The following is a 15,785-nucleotide window of genomic DNA, read 5'->3' as shown; positions in this document are numbered from 1 at the left end:
GTCCCCGCTGCCCCTCTCCCCGTACCTTCACCGCCGCCCGGCCGGGGCACTTCCCGGGCCGGGCGGCGGTGTGTGTTCCTGGGGACCAGGCATCCGACATCGCCTCCGCGCGCCCCGCACACGTCCGGTACCGGACGCGTTGTGACCCCATCCTGAGGGCTTCCGCCCGGCACAGGGCAGAGCGTCGGGCCGGCCCGGCCCGACGGGGCCAAGGGCCCCGCGCGTACAGCGAACGGCCTCGCAGGAGGTCACGCCATACTGGGGCTGTTATGGACATCGTCATCCTTGCTGTAGTCATCGCCGTGGTCGTGCTCGGCGCGCTCGGCGGGCTCATCGTCGGCAGCCGGCGCAAGAAGCCGCTGCCCCCGCCGCCGCCCGCCGCGCCCGACATCACCGCCCCTCCGGCCGAGCCGCACGTCGGCGAAGAGGCCGAGACGCCGCGGGAGGAACCGCGGCGCACCATAGAGGAGGTTGATCTTCCGGCGGGCGCCGGTCCCGTCGTCATCGAGGAACCGCCCGCCGCCGAGGCTCCCGAGATCGAGATCCCGGAGCCCACCGCCGGCCGTCTGGTCCGGCTGCGCGCCCGTCTCTCCCGTTCGCAGAACGCCCTGGGCAAGGGCCTGCTCGTCCTGCTGTCCCGCGAGCACCTCGACGAGGACACCTGGGAGGAGATCGAGGACACCCTGCTCACCGCCGACGTCGGTGTGCAGCCCACCCAGGAGCTGGTCGAGCGGCTGCGCGAGCGCGTGAAGGTGCTCGGCACCCGCACCCCCGAGGAGCTGCGCGGACTGCTCCGCGAGGAGCTGATCACGCTGGTCGGTCCCGAGATGGACCGCACCGTGCACACCGAGAACGCGGCCGGCGGCCCCGGCATCGTGATGGTCGTCGGCGTCAACGGCACCGGCAAGACCACCACCACCGGCAAGCTCGCCCGCGTCCTGGTCGCCGACGGCAACACCGTCGTGCTCGGCGCCGCCGACACCTTCCGTGCCGCCGCCGCCGACCAGCTGCAGACCTGGGGCGAGCGGGTCGGCGCCCACACCGTGCGCGGTCCGGAGGGCGGTGACCCGGCCTCCGTCGCGTTCGACGCGGTCAAGGAGGGCAAGGAGATGACCGCCGACGCCGTGCTCATCGACACCGCGGGGCGGCTGCACACCAAGACCGGTCTCATGGACGAGCTGGGCAAGGTCAAGCGGGTCGTGGAGAAGCAGGCTCCGCTGGACGAGGTGCTGCTCGTGCTCGACGCCACCACCGGGCAGAACGGTCTGGTCCAGGCGCGGGTGTTCGCCGAGGTCGTCGACATCACCGGCATCGTGCTGACCAAGCTGGACGGTACGGCCAAGGGTGGCATCGTGATCGCCGTGCAGCGTGAGCTGGGTGTGCCGGTCAAGTTGATCGGGCTCGGTGAGGGGGCGGATGATCTGGCGCCGTTCGAGCCGGAGGCGTTCGTGGATGCCCTTATCGGGGAGTGAGGCCCTGACTCCGACTCCGTCGGACGGATTCGGCAGACGCGAAGAAGCGCCCGCCCCTGAGTGGACCGGGGGACGGGCGCTTCGCCATGTCCGGGGGCCCCGGCGTGGGTGTGGGCCGGGGGGGTGTTCGCGCGGCCCGGCGTTTGCGGGGTGCCGTCGCGCCCACCCGTGCCGCCCTGGGGGTACCTCCCAGGCCCTTAGGGCACTGGGGGAGGCACGACTGCCCGCGGAGGGCGGCGGCCAGGCGGCTGCCCGCGGAAGGCGGGGACGGTGGCGCGACTGTCCGCGGGGACGGTTACGCCCCCGAGCGGTGGGCCACGTATGCCAGTGTGCCCAGGAGCAGACGGGCCTCCGGTGGGGAGGACGCCGAGTCCAGGGCGGGGGAGCGGAGCCAGCGGACCGGGCCCAGGTCGCCCCGGTCGGACGGTGGTGCCGTGATGTGCGTACCGGGCCCGAGGCCGCGCAGGTCCAGGGCGGCCGGGACGTCCCAGCCCATGCGGTAGAGCAGGTCGGGGAGCGCGGCGGCGGCGCCGGGGGCGACGAAGAAGTGGGCGCGGCCGTCCGGGGTGGCGGCGACCGGACCGACCGGCAGGCCCATGCGCTCCAGCCGGGCCAGGGCGTGGCGCCCGGCGGCCTCCGCGACCTCGATCACGTCGAACGCCCGCCCGACCGGCAGCATCAGCGAGGCCCCCGGGAACTCCGACCAGACCGCGGTCACCTCGTCCAGCGGGGCCCCGGCGCGGATCACCGGCGCGTGGTCCAGCGGATGCGCGCCCGGTGCCCGGCAGCCGGCGCGGCCGCAGGAGCAGGCGCCCGCGGCGGCCCGGACGCCCGGCACCACGTCCCAGCCCCACAGCCCGGTGTACTCCGCCACGACGGTGCCGTCCGAGGAGCGGCTCCGGCGACGCGAACCGGACCGGATGTCGCGGATGCCCCGACTGATACCGATCGTGAAGCCCATGCCCCCTCCAACGGGTCCGACGTACCGGTGGTCACGTAGCGAACGCAGAAAGTGACTCTCTGTTTCCGACTTCCCGACGCCGTTCCGCTCAACCAGCGCTTCGAAGCGTCAAGGGTGGTGCGTCCGGCGATGCGCGCCCCTCACTGCATCGCTGCATCCACTCTTGGCTGTCCTGTGTCAAGTGAATCGTGGGATGGCAACGGTGAGTTCATTCGAAGGGGTGGCGAATGGTGGCGATTGCGGTTCCGTCATGGTGAGACGGGTGATCGTAGGGTTACTTTGTGTGCACGGCTTCTTGGGGCACATGCACTCGTGGGTATGCCGGAGGCAACTCGGCTTTCCGTTCGAAGGGTGACAACCGTCGGACGGGCGGCCCCGACAACCGGCATTCTGATAGGGCTTGGCGCAATCGGCGACAAGTGGTCTTCAGGGATGGGGGCGTTCCAGTGAGCGGCAACGGCGGTGGCGGGACGAACGCTACGAGCGCGGAGAAACGCCCGAACGAGCTGCTCGCGTCATGGTTCGTCCGCAGCGGCTGGTCCAAGGGCGAGCTCGCCCGCCAGGTCAACCGCAGGGCACGCCAGTTGGGCGCCAACCACATCTCCACCGACACCTCGCGCGTGCGCCGCTGGCTGGACGGCGAGAACCCGCGCGAGCCGATCCCCAGAATCCTGTCCGAACTGTTCTCCGAACGCTTCGGCGTCGTCGTCTCCGTCGAGGACCTGGGCCTGCGCACCACCCGCCCGGCGCCCTCCGCGACCGGCGTCGACCTCCCCTGGACGGGCCCGCAGACCGTGGCCCTGCTCAGCGAGTTCTCGCGCAGCGACCTGATGCTGGCGCGGCGCGGCTTCCTCGGGAGCTCGCTGGCCCTCTCCGCGGGCCCGTCCCTCATCGAGCCCATGCAGCGCTGGCTCGTCCCCTCCCCGCCCGCCACGCCGGCCCGGCCCGAGACCGAACCGGTGTCCTCCGCCGCGCGGGCCCGCGGCCGACTGTCCAAGCCGGAGCTGGACCTGCTGGAGACCACCACCGTGATGTTCCGGCAGTGGGACGCCCAGTGCGGTGGCGGCCTGCGCCGCAAGGCGGTCGTCGGACAGCTGCACGAGGTGACCGACCTGCTCCAGGAACCCCAGCCCGAGTCCACCAACCGGCGCCTGTTCAAGGTCGCCGCCGAACTCGCCGAACTGGCCGGCTGGATGTCGTACGACGTGGGGCTCCAGCCCACCGCGCAGAAGTACTTCGTGCTCGCCCTGCACTCCGCCAAGGAGGCCGGCGACCGGCCGCTCGGCTCGTACGTGCTGTCCAGCATGAGCCGGCAGATGATCCACCTCGGCCGGCCCGAGGACGCCCTGGAGCTGATCCACCTCGCGCAGTACGGCAGCCGGGACTGCGCCAGCCCGCGCACCCAGTCCATGCTGTATGCGATGGAGGCCCGCGCCTACGCCAACATGGGCCAGCCAGGCCGCTGCAAGCGGGCGGTGCGGATGGCCGAGGACACCTTCGCCGAGGCCGACGAGTGGGACGAGCCCGACCCCGACTGGATCCGCTTCTTCTCCGAGGCCGAGCTGTACGCGGAGAACTCCCACTCCTACCGCGACCTCGCCTACGTCGCCGGCCGCAGCCCCACCTACGCCTCGCTCGCCGAGCCGCTGATGAAGCGGGCCGTGGAGCTGTTCGGCCAGGAGGGCGGCGAACACCAGCGCTCCTACGCCCTCAACCTGATCGGCATGGCCACCGTCCACCTGCTGCAGAGCGAGCCCGAGCAGAGCGCGGTTCTCGCCACCGAGGCCATCAAGGCGGCCAAGAAGGTCCGTTCCGAGCGCGTCAACACCCGTATCCGAAAGACGGTCGACACCGCCGTACGCGACTTCGGGGACCTCGCCGAAGTCGTCGAACTCGGCGAGCGGCTCGCGATCGAGCTGCCCGAGTCCGCGGAGGCGGTCTGACACCCCCGAGGTACCGCTAGGCCCCGGCCGCGGCCGGCCCTCCCGAACTGCCCGACTCGGCTCCCCCATGCCAGGTCATTCGGAGGCCGGCCGCGGCCGGTCGTGTGTCTCCCCGGCCACGGCTCACCGCCGTACACCCGAGGTTGCGCCACGATAACGATCGGCGCGCCCCGGATCCGGCAGTTCATCGACCCGTAACACGCCAGGTGCCTTCGTCACGGCGGCGAAACAACGAGGGGCTTCCACCGAAACGGCGCTGCGCCAATCTCATGGCGCATAACCGGCCCACCCCTCAATCCGCTCAAGGCTTCGCCCGCACGGGGCCGTACCAACGACGAGGAGACGCCGATGGCACCAGCCATCACCCTGGCCGCAGACGCGCCCACGCTGTCCGCCGCCAACACAGGGTTCATGCTCATCTGTTCCGCCCTGGTGATGCTCATGACCCCGGGTCTCGCCTTCTTCTACGGAGGCATGGTCCGCGTCAAGAGCACCCTGAACATGCTGATGATGAGCTTCATCAGCCTCGGCATCGTGACCGTCCTGTGGGTGCTGTACGGCTTCTCCATGGCGTTCGGCACCGACTCCGGGAGCGTCATCGGCTGGAACTCCGACTGGGTCGGACTGAGCGACATCGGCCTGACGGAGCTGTGGGACGGCTACACCATCCCGGTCTTCGTCTTCCTGGTCTTCCAGCTGATGTTCGCCGTCCTCACGCCCGCGCTGATCAGCGGCGCCCTCGCGGACCGCGTGAAGTTCACCGCGTGGGCGCTGTTCATCGCCCTGTGGGCCACCGTCGTCTACTTCCCGGTCGCGCACTGGGTCTGGGGCGCCGGCGGCTGGGCCTTCGAACTGGGCGTCATCGACTTCGCCGGCGGTACGGCGGTCCACATCAACGCCGGTGCCGCCGCGCTCGGTGTGATCCTGGTGATCGGCAAGCGCGTCGGCTTCAAGAAGGACCCGATGCGCCCGCACAGCCTCCCGCTGGTCATGCTCGGCGCCGGTCTGCTGTGGTTCGGCTGGTTCGGTTTCAACGCCGGCTCGTGGCTCGGCAACGACGACGGCGTCGGCGCGCTGATGTTCGTCAACACCCAGGTCGCCACCGGCGCCGCGGTCCTCGGCTGGCTCGCCTACGAGAAGATCCGGCACGGCGCGTTCACCACACTGGGCGCCGCCTCCGGCGCGGTCGCCGGTCTGGTCGCCATCACCCCGGCCGGCGGCGCGGTCTCCCCGCTCGGCGCGATCGCCGTCGGCGTCATCGCCGGTGTGCTGTGCGCCATGGCCGTCGGCCTGAAGTACAAGCTCGGCTACGACGACTCCCTCGACGTCGTCGGCGTCCACCTCGTCGGCGGCATCCTCGGCTCCCTGCTCATCGGCTTCTTCGCCACCGGCAAGGGCCAGTCCGACGTCGCGGGCCTCTTCTACGGCGGCGGCCTGGACCAGTTCTGGAAGCAGTGCGCCGGTGTCTTCGGCGTCCTCGCCTACTCCCTGGTCGTCTCCGCGGTCCTCGCCCTCCTCCTCGACAAGACCATCGGTATGCGAGTCTCCGAGGACGACGAGGTGGCCGGCATCGACCAGGCCGAGCACGCCGAGACCGCATACGACTTCAGCGGCGCCGGCGGCGGCGCGGCCCGCACCGCCGCCACCGCCCCCGCCGCCCCGGCCGAGAGCAAGAAGGTGGACGCATGAAGCTCATCACCGCCGTCGTGAAGCCGCACCGGCTCGACGAGATCAAGGAGGCCCTGCAGGCCTTCGGAGTACACGGACTGACCGTCACCGAGGCCAGCGGCTACGGCCGCCAGCGCGGCCACACCGAGGTCTACCGCGGTGCCGAGTACACCGTCGACCTGGTGCCCAAGATCCGCATCGAGGTGCTGGTCGAGGACGACGACGCCGAGCAGCTCATCGACGTCGTGGTCAAGGCGGCCCGCACCGGAAAGATCGGTGACGGCAAGGTCTGGTCGATCCCGGTCGAGACGGCCGTACGGGTGCGGACCGGCGAGCGCGGTCCGGACGCGCTCTGACACACGAGAACGGGAGCCGCCGGGTGACGAGTACGAACGTGACGGAAGAAGCAGAGGACCCGGGACCCGGCGGCTACGCGGCGGCCCGGCTGCGCCTCCTCACCGAGGAGGCGCGGTCCGGGCCGCCGCGCCGTACCGCCCTCGCGGACCTCACCGACGACTGGCTCGGCGGACTGTTCGCGGCGGGCGCGGAGGGGGCGCGCGGAGTGTCCCTGGTCGCCGTGGGCGGCTACGGGCGCGCGGAACTCTCCCCGCGCAGCGACCTCGACCTGCTCCTGCTGCACGACGGCACCGACCCCGAGGCGGTCGCCGCCCTCGCGGACCGCCTCTGGTACCCCGTCTGGGACCTGGGCCTCGCCCTCGACCACTCCGTCCGCACCCCGGCTGAGGCCCGCAGGACCGCGGGCGAGGACCTCAAGGTGCAGCTCGGCCTCCTCGACGCCCGGCACATCGCCGGCGACCTCGGCCTCACCACCGCGCTGCGCACGGCGGTCCTCGCCGACTGGCGCAACCAGGCGCCGAAACGTCTCCCCGCCCTGCGGGAGCTGTGCGAGGAACGCGCCGAACGCCAGGGCGAACTGCAGTACCTCCTGGAACCCGACCTCAAGGAGGCCCGCGGCGGACTGCGCGACGCCACCGCCCTGCGCGCGGTGGCCGCCTCCTGGCTCGCCGACGCCCCGCGCGAGGGCCTCGCCGACGCCCGCCGCCGGCTCCTCGACGTACGGGACGCCCTGCATCTGACGACCGGGCGTGCCACCGACCGGCTCGCGCTCCAGGAACAGGACCAGGTCGCGGCTGAACTGGGCGTGCTCGACGCGGACGCGCTGCTGCGGCAGGTCTACGAGGCCGCGCGGGTCATCGCCTACGCCGGTGACGTCACCTGGCGCGAAGTGGGACGCGTCCTGCGCTCCCGCGCGGTGCGGCCCCGGCTGCGCGCCATGCTGGGGGGTGGGAAGCAGGCCCCCGAACGCTCCCCGCTGGCCGAGGGGATCGTGGAGCAGGACGGCGAGGTGGTACTCGCCCGCGCGGCGCGCCCCGAACGCGACCCCGTGCTCCCCCTGCGCGCCGCGGCCGCCGCCGCCCAGGCCGGACTCCCGCTCTCCCTGCACGCCGTACGGCGCATGGCGGTCGGCGCGCGCCCGCTGCCCGCGCCCTGGCCCGCCGAGGCCCGCGAACAGCTCGTCACCCTGCTGGGCTCGGGGCGCCCCACCGTCGAGGTCTGGGAGGCGCTGGAGGCGGAGGGCCTGGTCAGCCTGCTGCTGCCGGACTGGGACCGGGTGCGCTGCCGCCCGCAGCGCAACGCCGTGCACCTGTGGACCGTCGACCGGCACCTCATCGAGACCGCCGTACGCGCCTCCGCGTTCACCCGCCGCGTCAGCCGCCCCGACCTGCTGCTGGTCGCCGCGCTGCTGCACGACATCGGCAAGGGCTGGCCCGGCGACCACTCGGTGGCCGGCGAGGTCATCGCCCGGGACGTGGCCGCCCGCATCGGCTTCGACCAGCACGACGTCACCGTGATCGCCACCCTCGTACGCCACCATCTGCTGCTCGTCGAGACCGCCACCCGGCGCGACCTGGAGGACCCCGCCACCGTACGCGCGGTCGCCGACGCCGTCGGCGCCCAGGGCACCCTCGAACTGCTGCACGCCCTCACCGAGGCGGACGCCCTCGCCACCGGTCCTGCCGCCTGGTCGTCCTGGCGCGCCTCGCTCGTCGCCGACCTGGTCGGACGGGTCTCCGCCGTGCTCTCCGGAGACGCCCCGGACGGGCCCGAGGAGGCCGCGCCCACCGCGGAACAGGAGCGCCTCGCGATCGAGGCGGTCGCCACGGGCGCGCCCGTGCTGTCCCTGCGGGCGCAGACCGAGCCGCCCGCCGAGCCCTCCGGCGACCCCGAACCGCTGGGCGTGGAACTGCGCATCGCCGTACCCGACCAGGCGGGCGTGCTGCCCGCCGTGGCCGGGGTGCTCGCCATGCACCGGCTGACCGTACGGACAGCGGAGCTGCGGGCCCTGGACCTCCCGGACGGCGTGGACGGCTCCGTGCTGCTGCTGGACTGGCGGGTCGCCGCCGAGTACGGCTCCCTGCCCCAGGCCGCCCGCCTCCGCGCGGACCTCGTACGCGCCCTCGACGGCACCCTGGACATCGCCGCCCGCCTCGCCGAACGGGACGCCGCCTACCCGCGCCGCCGGGGCGTGATCGCCCCGCCCCCGCGCGTGACGGTCGCCCCGGCCGCCTCCCGGCACGCCACCGTGATAGAGGTCCGCGCGCAGGACGCTCCGGGCCTGCTGTTCCGGATCGGGCGGGCACTGGAGGACGCGGCGGTGCGGGTGCGGAGCGCGCATGTGAGCACGTTGGGGGCGAACGCGGTGGACGCCTTCTACGTGACGCAGGAGCGGGGTGTGCCTTTGCCGGGTGATGAGGCGGTGGCCGTGGCCCGGAAGCTGGAGGAGGCGCTGCGGGCGTGACCTTCCGGAGAGGTCCTGCGTTTACAGGTTGTGCTCCCCGCTGTTGCGAGGGTGATCCAGAAAGCGCCTTTGGCGCTGACGTGTGTAATGCGTCCTCCCCGCCGCTGCGGGGGTCCTTCTGTCCCTGTCCGCTCTTCGCAGCGGGCAGGGACGATTTGCTTGCGCGTCCGGATACCCTGGAGGACGACCCACACCACCGCCGACGCGAGGACCTACGCCGCCGTGTTCGATACTCTCTCCGACCGCTTGTCAGCCACTTTCAAATCCCTTCGGGGCAAGGGCAGGCTGTCCGAAGCGGACATCGACGCCACGGCGCGTGAGATCCGCATTGCCCTCCTTGAAGCGGACGTGGCCTTGCCCGTCGTCCGAGCCTTCATCAAGAACGTGAAGGAAAGGTCGCTCGGGGCCGAGGTCTCGAAGGCTCTCAATCCCGCGCAACAGATCGTCAAAATTGTCAACGACGAGCTGATCACCATCCTCGGCGGCGAGACCCGCCGCCTGCGCTTCGCCAAGCAGCCGCCGACCGTGATCATGCTGGCCGGTCTGCAGGGTGCCGGTAAGACCACCCTCGCGGGCAAGCTCGGCCGCTGGCTGAAGGAGCAGGGCCACTCGCCGGTGCTGGTCGCCGCCGACCTCCAGCGCCCCAACGCCGTCAACCAGCTCAGCGTCGTCGCCGAGCGCGCGGGCGTCGCCGTCTACGCGCCCGAGCCGGGCAACGGTGTGGGCGACCCGGTGAAGGTCGCCAAGGACTCCATCGAGTTCGCGAAGACCAAGGTCCACGACATCGTGATCGTGGACACCGCCGGCCGCCTGGGCATCGACCAGGAGATGATGCAGCAGGCCGCGGACATCCGTGACGCCGTCTCTCCGGACGAGATCCTGTTCGTCGTCGACGCGATGATCGGTCAGGACGCCGTCAACACCGCCGAGGCGTTCCGCGACGGCGTCGGCTTCGACGGCGTGGTGCTCTCCAAGCTCGACGGTGACGCGCGCGGTGGTGCGGCCCTGTCGATCCGGCAGGTCACCGGCAAGCCGATCATGTTCGCGTCCAACGGTGAGAAGCTCGACGAGTTCGACGCCTTCCACCCGGACCGGATGGCCTCCCGCATCCTCGACATGGGTGACCTGCTCACCCTGATCGAGCAGGCGGAGAAGACGTTCAGCCAGGAAGAGGCCGAGAAGATGGCCTCCAAGCTGGCGTCGAAGAAGGGCCAGGACTTCACCCTGGACGACTTCCTGGCCCAGATGGAGCAGGTCCGGAAGATGGGCAGCATCTCGAAGCTGCTCGGCATGCTCCCCGGCATGGGCCAGATCAAGGACCAGATCAACAACCTGGACGAGCGGGACGTCGACCGAACCGCCGCGATCATCAAGTCGATGACCCCGGCCGAGCGCCAGGAGCCGACGATCATCAACGGCTCGCGCCGCGCCCGTATCGCCAAGGGCTCCGGTGTCGAGGTCAGCGCCGTGAAGGGCCTGGTCGAGCGGTTCTTCGAGGCTCGCAAGATGATGTCCCGCATGGCCCAGGGCGGCGGCATGCCGGGGATGCCCGGGATGCCGGGCATGGGCGGCGGGCCCGGCCGGACGAAGAAGAAGCAGAAGCAGGCCAAGGGCAAGCAGCGTTCCGGCAACCCGATGAAGCGCAAGCAGCAGGAGCAGGAGGAGGCCGCGCGCCGCGCCGCCGCCGCGGAGGGCGCGGGCGCCTTCGGTCTGCCGCAGCAGGGCGGCAAGGACTTCGAGCTGCCCGACGAGTTCAAGAAGTTCATGGGCTGAGACCCACGCCGGTACGTCACGGGGCGCCCCTCACGCGAAGGGCGCCCCAGTGGCGTGTCTCAGGGCGTGCGCGCGACGAGGTACCGGAACACGTTCGGCATCCACACGGTCCCGTCCTGCCGCTGGTACGGATGCAGGGCCTCCGCCAGCTCCTTGTCGACCTGCGCCTGGTCCGTGGCCGTGACCGCCGGGTCGAACAGCCCGGTCGATTTCAGGCCCCGTACCGCGCTGTCCGCGTCGGCGTAGCCGAACAGGCAGGCCACCCGTCCGGAGCCGTCCGGCCTCAGCCCCGCCCGCGCGGCGACCCGCTCCAGGTCGTCGCGGTCCGTGGGACGCCAGGTGCCCGCGCCGCGCAACGGCTCCGCCAGCTTGGTGGCCACCCGGAGCACGGACGCCGTGGCGCACCGCTCCGGCGGACCCCAGCCGGCCAGCACCACGGCCGCTCCGCGCCCGGCGAGCGGCACCGCCTCGGCGAGCAGGTCGGCCAGCCCCTCCGCGTCGCCCGCGAGGCAGCCGATCGGCTCGAAGGCGGTCACCACGGTGTACGCGTCCGTGCGAGCGGCCTGGGCGGGTGAGCCGTGCACGATCCGGTTGTCGGCACGCGCGCGCGGCTCCCGCTGCTCGTCGGGCAGCAACCGCTCCCGCGCGAGGGCCAGCCGGTCGGCACAGGTGTCGACGCCGGTGACCGCGGCACCGCGCGAGGCCGCCATCAGCAGGGCCAGCCCGGAGCCGCAGCCGAGGCCGAGCAGCCGTGTCGCGGATCCCACGTCCAGTCGCTCGTAGACGGCCTCGTAGAGCGGTACGAGCATCCGCTCCTGGATCTCGGACCAGTCACGCGCGCGTGCACGCAGGTCCACACGGGGGACGGCCCCCGTGCGAGGCGGGTGCTGCCGCACGAGCGTAGGTGTCATAGGTAAGCGCCCCAATCAGCCGAGAGTTGCCGCAGTGCCCCATTCCCTGGCCCCCGTGCAGTGCGCCCCGCACACCCCCGTATGCCAGGAAACTCCGCCCTCGTCGTGTCGTCCAGTGGAATGCGGCCGCGGTTGGCAGTCGGCTTGTGCCAGTGGCAAGAATTCACATTCCGGTAATCCCGGGCCGTCCGGTCCGTCATGGCGAAGGCACCCGTACGCCGGTTCCGGCCAAGGTCGACGGAACCGGGAGTGGCTTGTGGCGGGGCGGTGCGCGGTCGCGGGGGCGGACCCGGTAACGTCGCGCCCGTGGCGTGCCCGCCGAGCCGGGCGCCGGATCCCCGCGAGAGCGACCGAAACGCCTCTTGCGCGCCCGCGAGCCTCGCGCGCACCGCCGCGCGGAGACCGCTTACACGTGGGGGCGTACGTCAGCCTACGCACCACCTTGAGGCGAGCTGCGAGGCTTCTCCGCAGATCAGCGCACCCGTACTCGTCAGGACGCATCAGCGGCAACTGACGGGTACGTGCAAATTATTTGGGATGCCCCGGAATCGGAACACAGAGGCACCCAGGCTCGTTGTCATTACGTGAGCACGACACAGACACCACCTGTTCTCGCCGCAGAGCTGGCGCAGGCGTGGGCCGATATTCAGCGGTACCACCCCGAGCTGCCCGATCTTGCCGCGCCCGAGTCCCTGATCGGGGAGTCGTCGTCCGCGTGCGGTCACGAACTCTCCTTCGAACGACTGCTGCACGAGGCAGTCCACGGCGTCGCCGCCGCGCGCGGTGTACGCGACACATCCCGCGCCGGCCGCTACCACAACCGCAGATTCCTCGCGATCGCCGAGGAACTGGGCCTGGACCACCCCGAGGAACCGCACCCCAGCAGCGGCTTCTCCCTGGTCACGCTCACTCCCGAGGCGAAGCGCCGCTACCGTCCGACGACGGAACGCCTCCAGCGCGCCCTGAAGGCCCACTCCGCGGCGACCGCGGGCGACACGGCCCGCAGCTTCCGCGGTCCGGCCGCGCGGCACGGCTCCTCCGGGGGCGGCGTCCGCGTCAAGGCCGTCTGCGACTGCGGCCGCAACGTCCGCGTCGTCCCCTCGGTCCTCGCCCAGGCCCCCATCGTCTGCGGCGGCTGCGGCAAACCCTTCCAGATCCCAGAAGTGGTAGCAGCAGCAAGCTGACGGCCCCGGCATCTCGTGGATGCCGGGGATCACCCCGCCGCCCCGCCGCTCCCGCGGGCAGTCGTGCCGCTGGGGCGGCACGGGTGGGCGCGACGGCACCCTGCAAGCGCAGGGCCGCGCGAACACCTCCCGGCCCACATCAGCGCGGAGCACCTCGTACCGCGCCGGGCCGCGCAGACCCGCCCCCGGCCCGCACCGGCGCCGGGCGCCCGTCAGGCGTGCCCACCCCTCGGTCACCCCCGCCCCGCAGGGTGTGGCAGAATGGCCAGCTGTACTCGACAGCCGAACAGGACCCCTCTCTCCTCCGGCTGACGCGTCCATCGGGCACTCGGGTACCGCAACCCCACGCGGCACATCCCGCCGTGCCCAACCACGTCAAAATCAGGAGAGTCCACTCCCGTGGCAGTCAAGATCAAGCTGAAGCGTCTGGGCAAGATCCGTTCGCCTCACTACCGCATCGTCGTCGCCGACTCCCGTACCCGCCGTGACGGCCGGGCCATCGAGGAGATCGGCAAGTACCACCCGACGTACAACCCGTCGGTGATGGAGGTCGACGCCGAGCGCGTGGCGTACTGGCTCGGTGTCGGCGCCCAGCCGACCGAGCCCGTGCTCGCCATCCTGAAGAAGACCGGCGACTGGCAGAAGTTCAAGGGCGAGCCCGCCCCGGCTCCGCTGCTGCAGGCGGCCGAGAAGCCCGCCCGCCCGTCCTTCGAGGCGCTCGGTGGCGAGGACGAGGGCAAGGGTGAGGCGATCACCCAGAAGAAGAAGGCTGAGAAGAAGGACGAGGCCGCCGCCGAGTCCGCGTCGACCGAGGCCTGAGCATGCTCGAGGAGGCTCTCGAGCACCTCGTGAAGGGCATCGTCGACAACCCTGACGATGTGCAGGTCGCCTCGCGCAACCTGCGCCGCGGGCGTGTGCTCGAGGTCCGGGTCCACCCGGACGACCTCGGCAAGGTGATCGGCCGCAACGGCCGCACCGCACGCGCTCTGCGTACCGTCGTGGGCGCCATCGGCGGCCGCGGTGTCCGTGTCGACCTCGTCGACGTGGACCACGTCCGCTGACGCCGAACGCAGCACCGGCTCGGGCCGGGGAGGGCCACTGGGCCGTCCCCGGCCCGCAGTCGTATGAGCCGTGAACGGCTCGTCGCAGTTCGACAGGAGATCAAGCACAGTGCAGCTGGTAGTCGCTCGCATCGGCCGCGCCCATGGCATCAAGGGCGAGGTCACCGTGGAGGTCCGTACCGACGAACCGGAGCTGAGGCTCGGGCCCGGTGCCGTCCTGACCACCGACCCCGCCTCCGTCGGGCCGCTCACCATCGAGACCGGCCGCGTCCACAGCGGCCGCCTCCTGCTGCGCTTCGAGGGCGTCCGCGACCGCAACGGCGCCGAGGCCCTGCGCAACACCCTCCTCATCGCAGACGTCGACCCGGACGAGCGGCCCGAGGACGAGGACGAGTACTACGACCACCAGCTGATCGACCTCGACGTCGTCACGAAGGACGGCGAGCAGGTCGGCCGGATCACCGAGATCTCGCACCTGCCCACCCAGGACCTCTTCGTGGTCGAGCGCCCCGACGGCACCGAGGTGTACGTGCCGTTCGTCGAGGAGATCGTCACCGAGATCGACCTGGAGGAGCAGCGCGCGGTCGTCGACCCGCCGCCCGGCCTGATCGACGACCGCGCGGAGGTCGCCTCCTCCCGGGACGCAGGGGACGAGGCGTGATGCGGCTCGACGTCGTCACGATCTTCCCCGAGTACCTCGAACCGCTGAACGTCTCCCTCGTGGGCAAGGCACGCGCGCGTGGACAGCTCGACGTCCACGTGCACGACCTGCGCGACTGGACGTACGACCGGCACAACACCGTCGACGACACCCCGTACGGCGGCGGCCCCGGCATGGTCATGAAGACCGAGCCGTGGGGAGACGCGCTGGACTCGGTCCTGGCGGACGGCTACGAGACCGGCTCCCGCGAGCCGACCCTGATCGTCCCCACCCCCAGCGGCCGTCCCTTCACCCAGGAACTCGCCGTCCAGCTCTCCGAGCGCCCCTGGCTGGTCTTCACCCCGGCCCGCTACGAGGGCATCGACCGCCGTGTCATCGACGAGTACGCCACCCGGATGCCCGTGTACGAGGTGTCCATCGGCGACTATGTGCTGGCCGGCGGCGAGGCGGCGGTCCTCGTCGTCACGGAGGCCGTCGCACGGCTGCTCCCCGGCGTCCTCGGCAACGCCGAGTCGCACCGCGACGACTCCTTCGCGCCCGGGGCCATGGCGAGTCTCCTGGAGGGCCCCGTCCACACCAAGCCGCCGCAGTGGCGCGGGCGCGGCATCCCGGACGTGCTGCTCAGCGGCCACCACGGGAAGATCGCCCGCTGGCGGCGCGACGAGGCGCTGCGCCGGACCACCGCCAACCGGCCCGACCTCATCGAGCGCTGTGACCCCGAGGCGTTCGACAAGAAGGACCGCGAGATGCTGTCCATCCTGGGCTGGGAACCGGACCCCGCCGGAGAGCCGTACGGCCGATTTTGGCGCAGGACCGACGGCGTGGAAGAATAGGCCGCTGCTGTGCGTCGTCCGGCGTGCGCCCCTGCCGCAGGGGGACACGACGCCCGTCCCGAACCGCACGGCATCGGTCCCAGCCTCTAGTTGCCGTTGATGACCTGCGGCATCAGCGAAGAAAGCAGACGAAATGTCTCACCTGCTCGACTCCGTCGACTCCGCGTCGCTGCGCAGCGACGTCCCCGCCTTCCGTCCCGGCGACACCGTGAACGTCCACGTGCGCGTCATCGAGGGCAACCGCTCCCGTGTGCAGCAGTTCAAGGGCGTGGTCATCCGCCGTCAGGGCGCCGGCGTGCGCGAGACCTTCACGGTCCGCAAGGTCTCCTTCTCCGTCGGCGTCGAGCGCACCTTCCCGGTGCACACCCCGATCGTGGAGAAGATCGAGCTCGTCACCCGCGGTGACGTCCGCCGCGCCAAGCTGTACTACCTGCGCGAGCTGCGCGGCAAGGCGGCGAAGATCAAGGAGAAGCGCGAGAACTGAGCGCTTTACCGGC

The 15,785-nt window shown here is 71.6% G+C and carries 14 protein-coding genes; 12 read left to right on the top strand and 2 right to left on the bottom strand.

Features of this window, described 5'->3' with window-relative positions; all coding sequences use genetic code 11:
• Nucleotides 1–269: 269 nt before the first annotated feature.
• Nucleotides 270–1,472 (top strand): signal recognition particle-docking protein FtsY, encoded by a 1,203-nt coding sequence (gene ftsY / locus AMK33_RS34960; RefSeq protein WP_073937038.1) that lies wholly within the window; start codon nucleotides 270–272, stop codon nucleotides 1,470–1,472.
• A 295-nt stretch (nucleotides 1,473–1,767) separates the two neighbouring features.
• On the opposite strand, the gene AMK33_RS34955 is transcribed toward ftsY, so the two are convergent.
• Nucleotides 1,768–2,433 (bottom strand): bifunctional DNA primase/polymerase, encoded by a 666-nt coding sequence (locus AMK33_RS34955; protein ID WP_073937037.1) that lies wholly within the window; start codon nucleotides 2,431–2,433, stop codon nucleotides 1,768–1,770.
• Between the two features lie 446 nt (nucleotides 2,434–2,879).
• On the opposite strand from AMK33_RS34955, the gene nsdA reads away from it, so the two are divergent.
• The 5 genes from nsdA (at nucleotide 2,880) to ffh (ending at nucleotide 10,638) form a co-directional block, all read left to right on the top strand.
• Complete coding sequence (nsdA, locus tag AMK33_RS34950) at nucleotides 2,880–4,376, top strand: transcriptional repressor NsdA (RefSeq protein WP_073937036.1); 1,497 nt, start codon at nucleotides 2,880–2,882, stop codon at nucleotides 4,374–4,376.
• Between the two features lie 348 nt (nucleotides 4,377–4,724).
• Complete coding sequence (locus tag AMK33_RS34945; protein ID WP_073937035.1) at nucleotides 4,725–6,065, top strand: ammonium transporter; 1,341 nt, start codon at nucleotides 4,725–4,727, stop codon at nucleotides 6,063–6,065.
• Nucleotides 6,062–6,400 carry a P-II family nitrogen regulator gene (locus AMK33_RS34940; protein WP_030231663.1) on the top strand — a complete coding sequence of 113 codons (339 nt, stop codon included), beginning with the start codon at nucleotides 6,062–6,064 and terminating at the stop codon, nucleotides 6,398–6,400. Before AMK33_RS34945 ends, AMK33_RS34940 begins: the two co-directional genes overlap by 4 nt.
• A 23-nt stretch (nucleotides 6,401–6,423) precedes the next feature.
• Nucleotides 6,424–8,865: a [protein-PII] uridylyltransferase gene (locus tag AMK33_RS34935; protein WP_073937034.1), complete on the top strand. Its 2,442-nt coding sequence runs from the start codon at nucleotides 6,424–6,426 to the stop codon at nucleotides 8,863–8,865.
• 222 nt (nucleotides 8,866–9,087) lie between these two features.
• On the top strand, nucleotides 9,088–10,638 hold the full coding sequence (gene ffh / locus AMK33_RS34930; RefSeq protein WP_073937045.1) for a signal recognition particle protein: 1,551 nt from the start codon (nucleotides 9,088–9,090) through the stop codon (nucleotides 10,636–10,638).
• A 59-nt stretch (nucleotides 10,639–10,697) separates the two neighbouring features.
• On the opposite strand, the gene AMK33_RS34925 is transcribed toward ffh, so the two are convergent.
• Nucleotides 10,698–11,549, bottom strand: coding sequence for a methyltransferase domain-containing protein (locus AMK33_RS34925; protein ID WP_073937033.1), 852 nt, complete (start codon nucleotides 11,547–11,549; stop codon nucleotides 10,698–10,700).
• Between the two features lie 584 nt (nucleotides 11,550–12,133).
• Here AMK33_RS34925 and AMK33_RS34920 point away from each other — a divergent pair.
• The 6 genes from AMK33_RS34920 to rplS all read left to right on the top strand — a co-directional run bounded on the left by AMK33_RS34920 (nucleotide 12,134) and on the right by rplS (nucleotide 15,772).
• The gene (locus AMK33_RS34920; protein ID WP_073937032.1) at nucleotides 12,134–12,733 is read left to right on the top strand and encodes a hypothetical protein; all 600 of its coding nucleotides are present in this window, start codon (nucleotides 12,134–12,136) and stop codon (nucleotides 12,731–12,733) included.
• Nucleotides 12,734–13,132: 399 nt separating this feature from the next.
• Complete coding sequence (gene rpsP / locus AMK33_RS34915) at nucleotides 13,133–13,552, top strand: 30S ribosomal protein S16 (RefSeq protein WP_030866131.1); 420 nt, start codon at nucleotides 13,133–13,135, stop codon at nucleotides 13,550–13,552.
• A 2-nt stretch (nucleotides 13,553–13,554) separates the two neighbouring features.
• Nucleotides 13,555–13,794, top strand: coding sequence for an RNA-binding protein (locus AMK33_RS34910; protein ID WP_003973401.1), 240 nt, complete (start codon nucleotides 13,555–13,557; stop codon nucleotides 13,792–13,794).
• A 109-nt stretch (nucleotides 13,795–13,903) separates the two neighbouring features.
• The gene (gene rimM / locus AMK33_RS34905) at nucleotides 13,904–14,455 is read left to right on the top strand and encodes a ribosome maturation factor RimM (RefSeq protein WP_073937031.1); all 552 of its coding nucleotides are present in this window, start codon (nucleotides 13,904–13,906) and stop codon (nucleotides 14,453–14,455) included.
• The gene (trmD, locus tag AMK33_RS34900) at nucleotides 14,455–15,288 is read left to right on the top strand and encodes a tRNA (guanosine(37)-N1)-methyltransferase TrmD (protein ID WP_073937030.1); all 834 of its coding nucleotides are present in this window, start codon (nucleotides 14,455–14,457) and stop codon (nucleotides 15,286–15,288) included. The genes rimM and trmD overlap by 1 nt, the downstream gene beginning before the upstream one ends.
• A 133-nt stretch (nucleotides 15,289–15,421) precedes the next feature.
• Nucleotides 15,422–15,772 carry a 50S ribosomal protein L19 gene (rplS, locus tag AMK33_RS34895; RefSeq protein WP_004924850.1) on the top strand — a complete coding sequence of 117 codons (351 nt, stop codon included), beginning with the start codon at nucleotides 15,422–15,424 and terminating at the stop codon, nucleotides 15,770–15,772.
• Nucleotides 15,773–15,785: the final 13 nt, after the last annotated feature.

Source organism: Streptomyces sp. CB02400 (assembly GCF_001905725.1).
In the GTDB taxonomy this organism is placed as follows: Bacteria; Actinomycetota; Actinomycetes; order Streptomycetales; family Streptomycetaceae; genus Streptomyces; species Streptomyces atrovirens.
Note: the sequence above shows the minus strand (reverse complement) of the source record. Positions and strands in the feature narration are given on the sequence as shown.

Coding starts and splice junctions, on each gene's coding strand:
- rplS (WP_004924850.1), top strand. CDS start 15,422: ATGTCTCACCTGCTCGACTCCGTCGACTCCGCGTCGCTGCGCAGCGAC.
- AMK33_RS34925 (WP_073937033.1), bottom strand. CDS start 11,549: ATGACACCTACGCTCGTGCGGCAGCACCCGCCTCGCACGGGGGCCGTC.
- ftsY (WP_073937038.1), top strand. CDS start 270: ATGGACATCGTCATCCTTGCTGTAGTCATCGCCGTGGTCGTGCTCGGC.
- AMK33_RS34955 (WP_073937037.1), bottom strand. CDS start 2,433: ATGGGCTTCACGATCGGTATCAGTCGGGGCATCCGCGACATCCGGTCC.
- AMK33_RS34940 (WP_030231663.1), top strand. CDS start 6,062: ATGAAGCTCATCACCGCCGTCGTGAAGCCGCACCGGCTCGACGAGATC.
- AMK33_RS34945 (WP_073937035.1), top strand. CDS start 4,725: ATGGCACCAGCCATCACCCTGGCCGCAGACGCGCCCACGCTGTCCGCC.
- trmD (WP_073937030.1), top strand. CDS start 14,455: ATGCGGCTCGACGTCGTCACGATCTTCCCCGAGTACCTCGAACCGCTG.
- AMK33_RS34910 (WP_003973401.1), top strand. CDS start 13,555: ATGCTCGAGGAGGCTCTCGAGCACCTCGTGAAGGGCATCGTCGACAAC.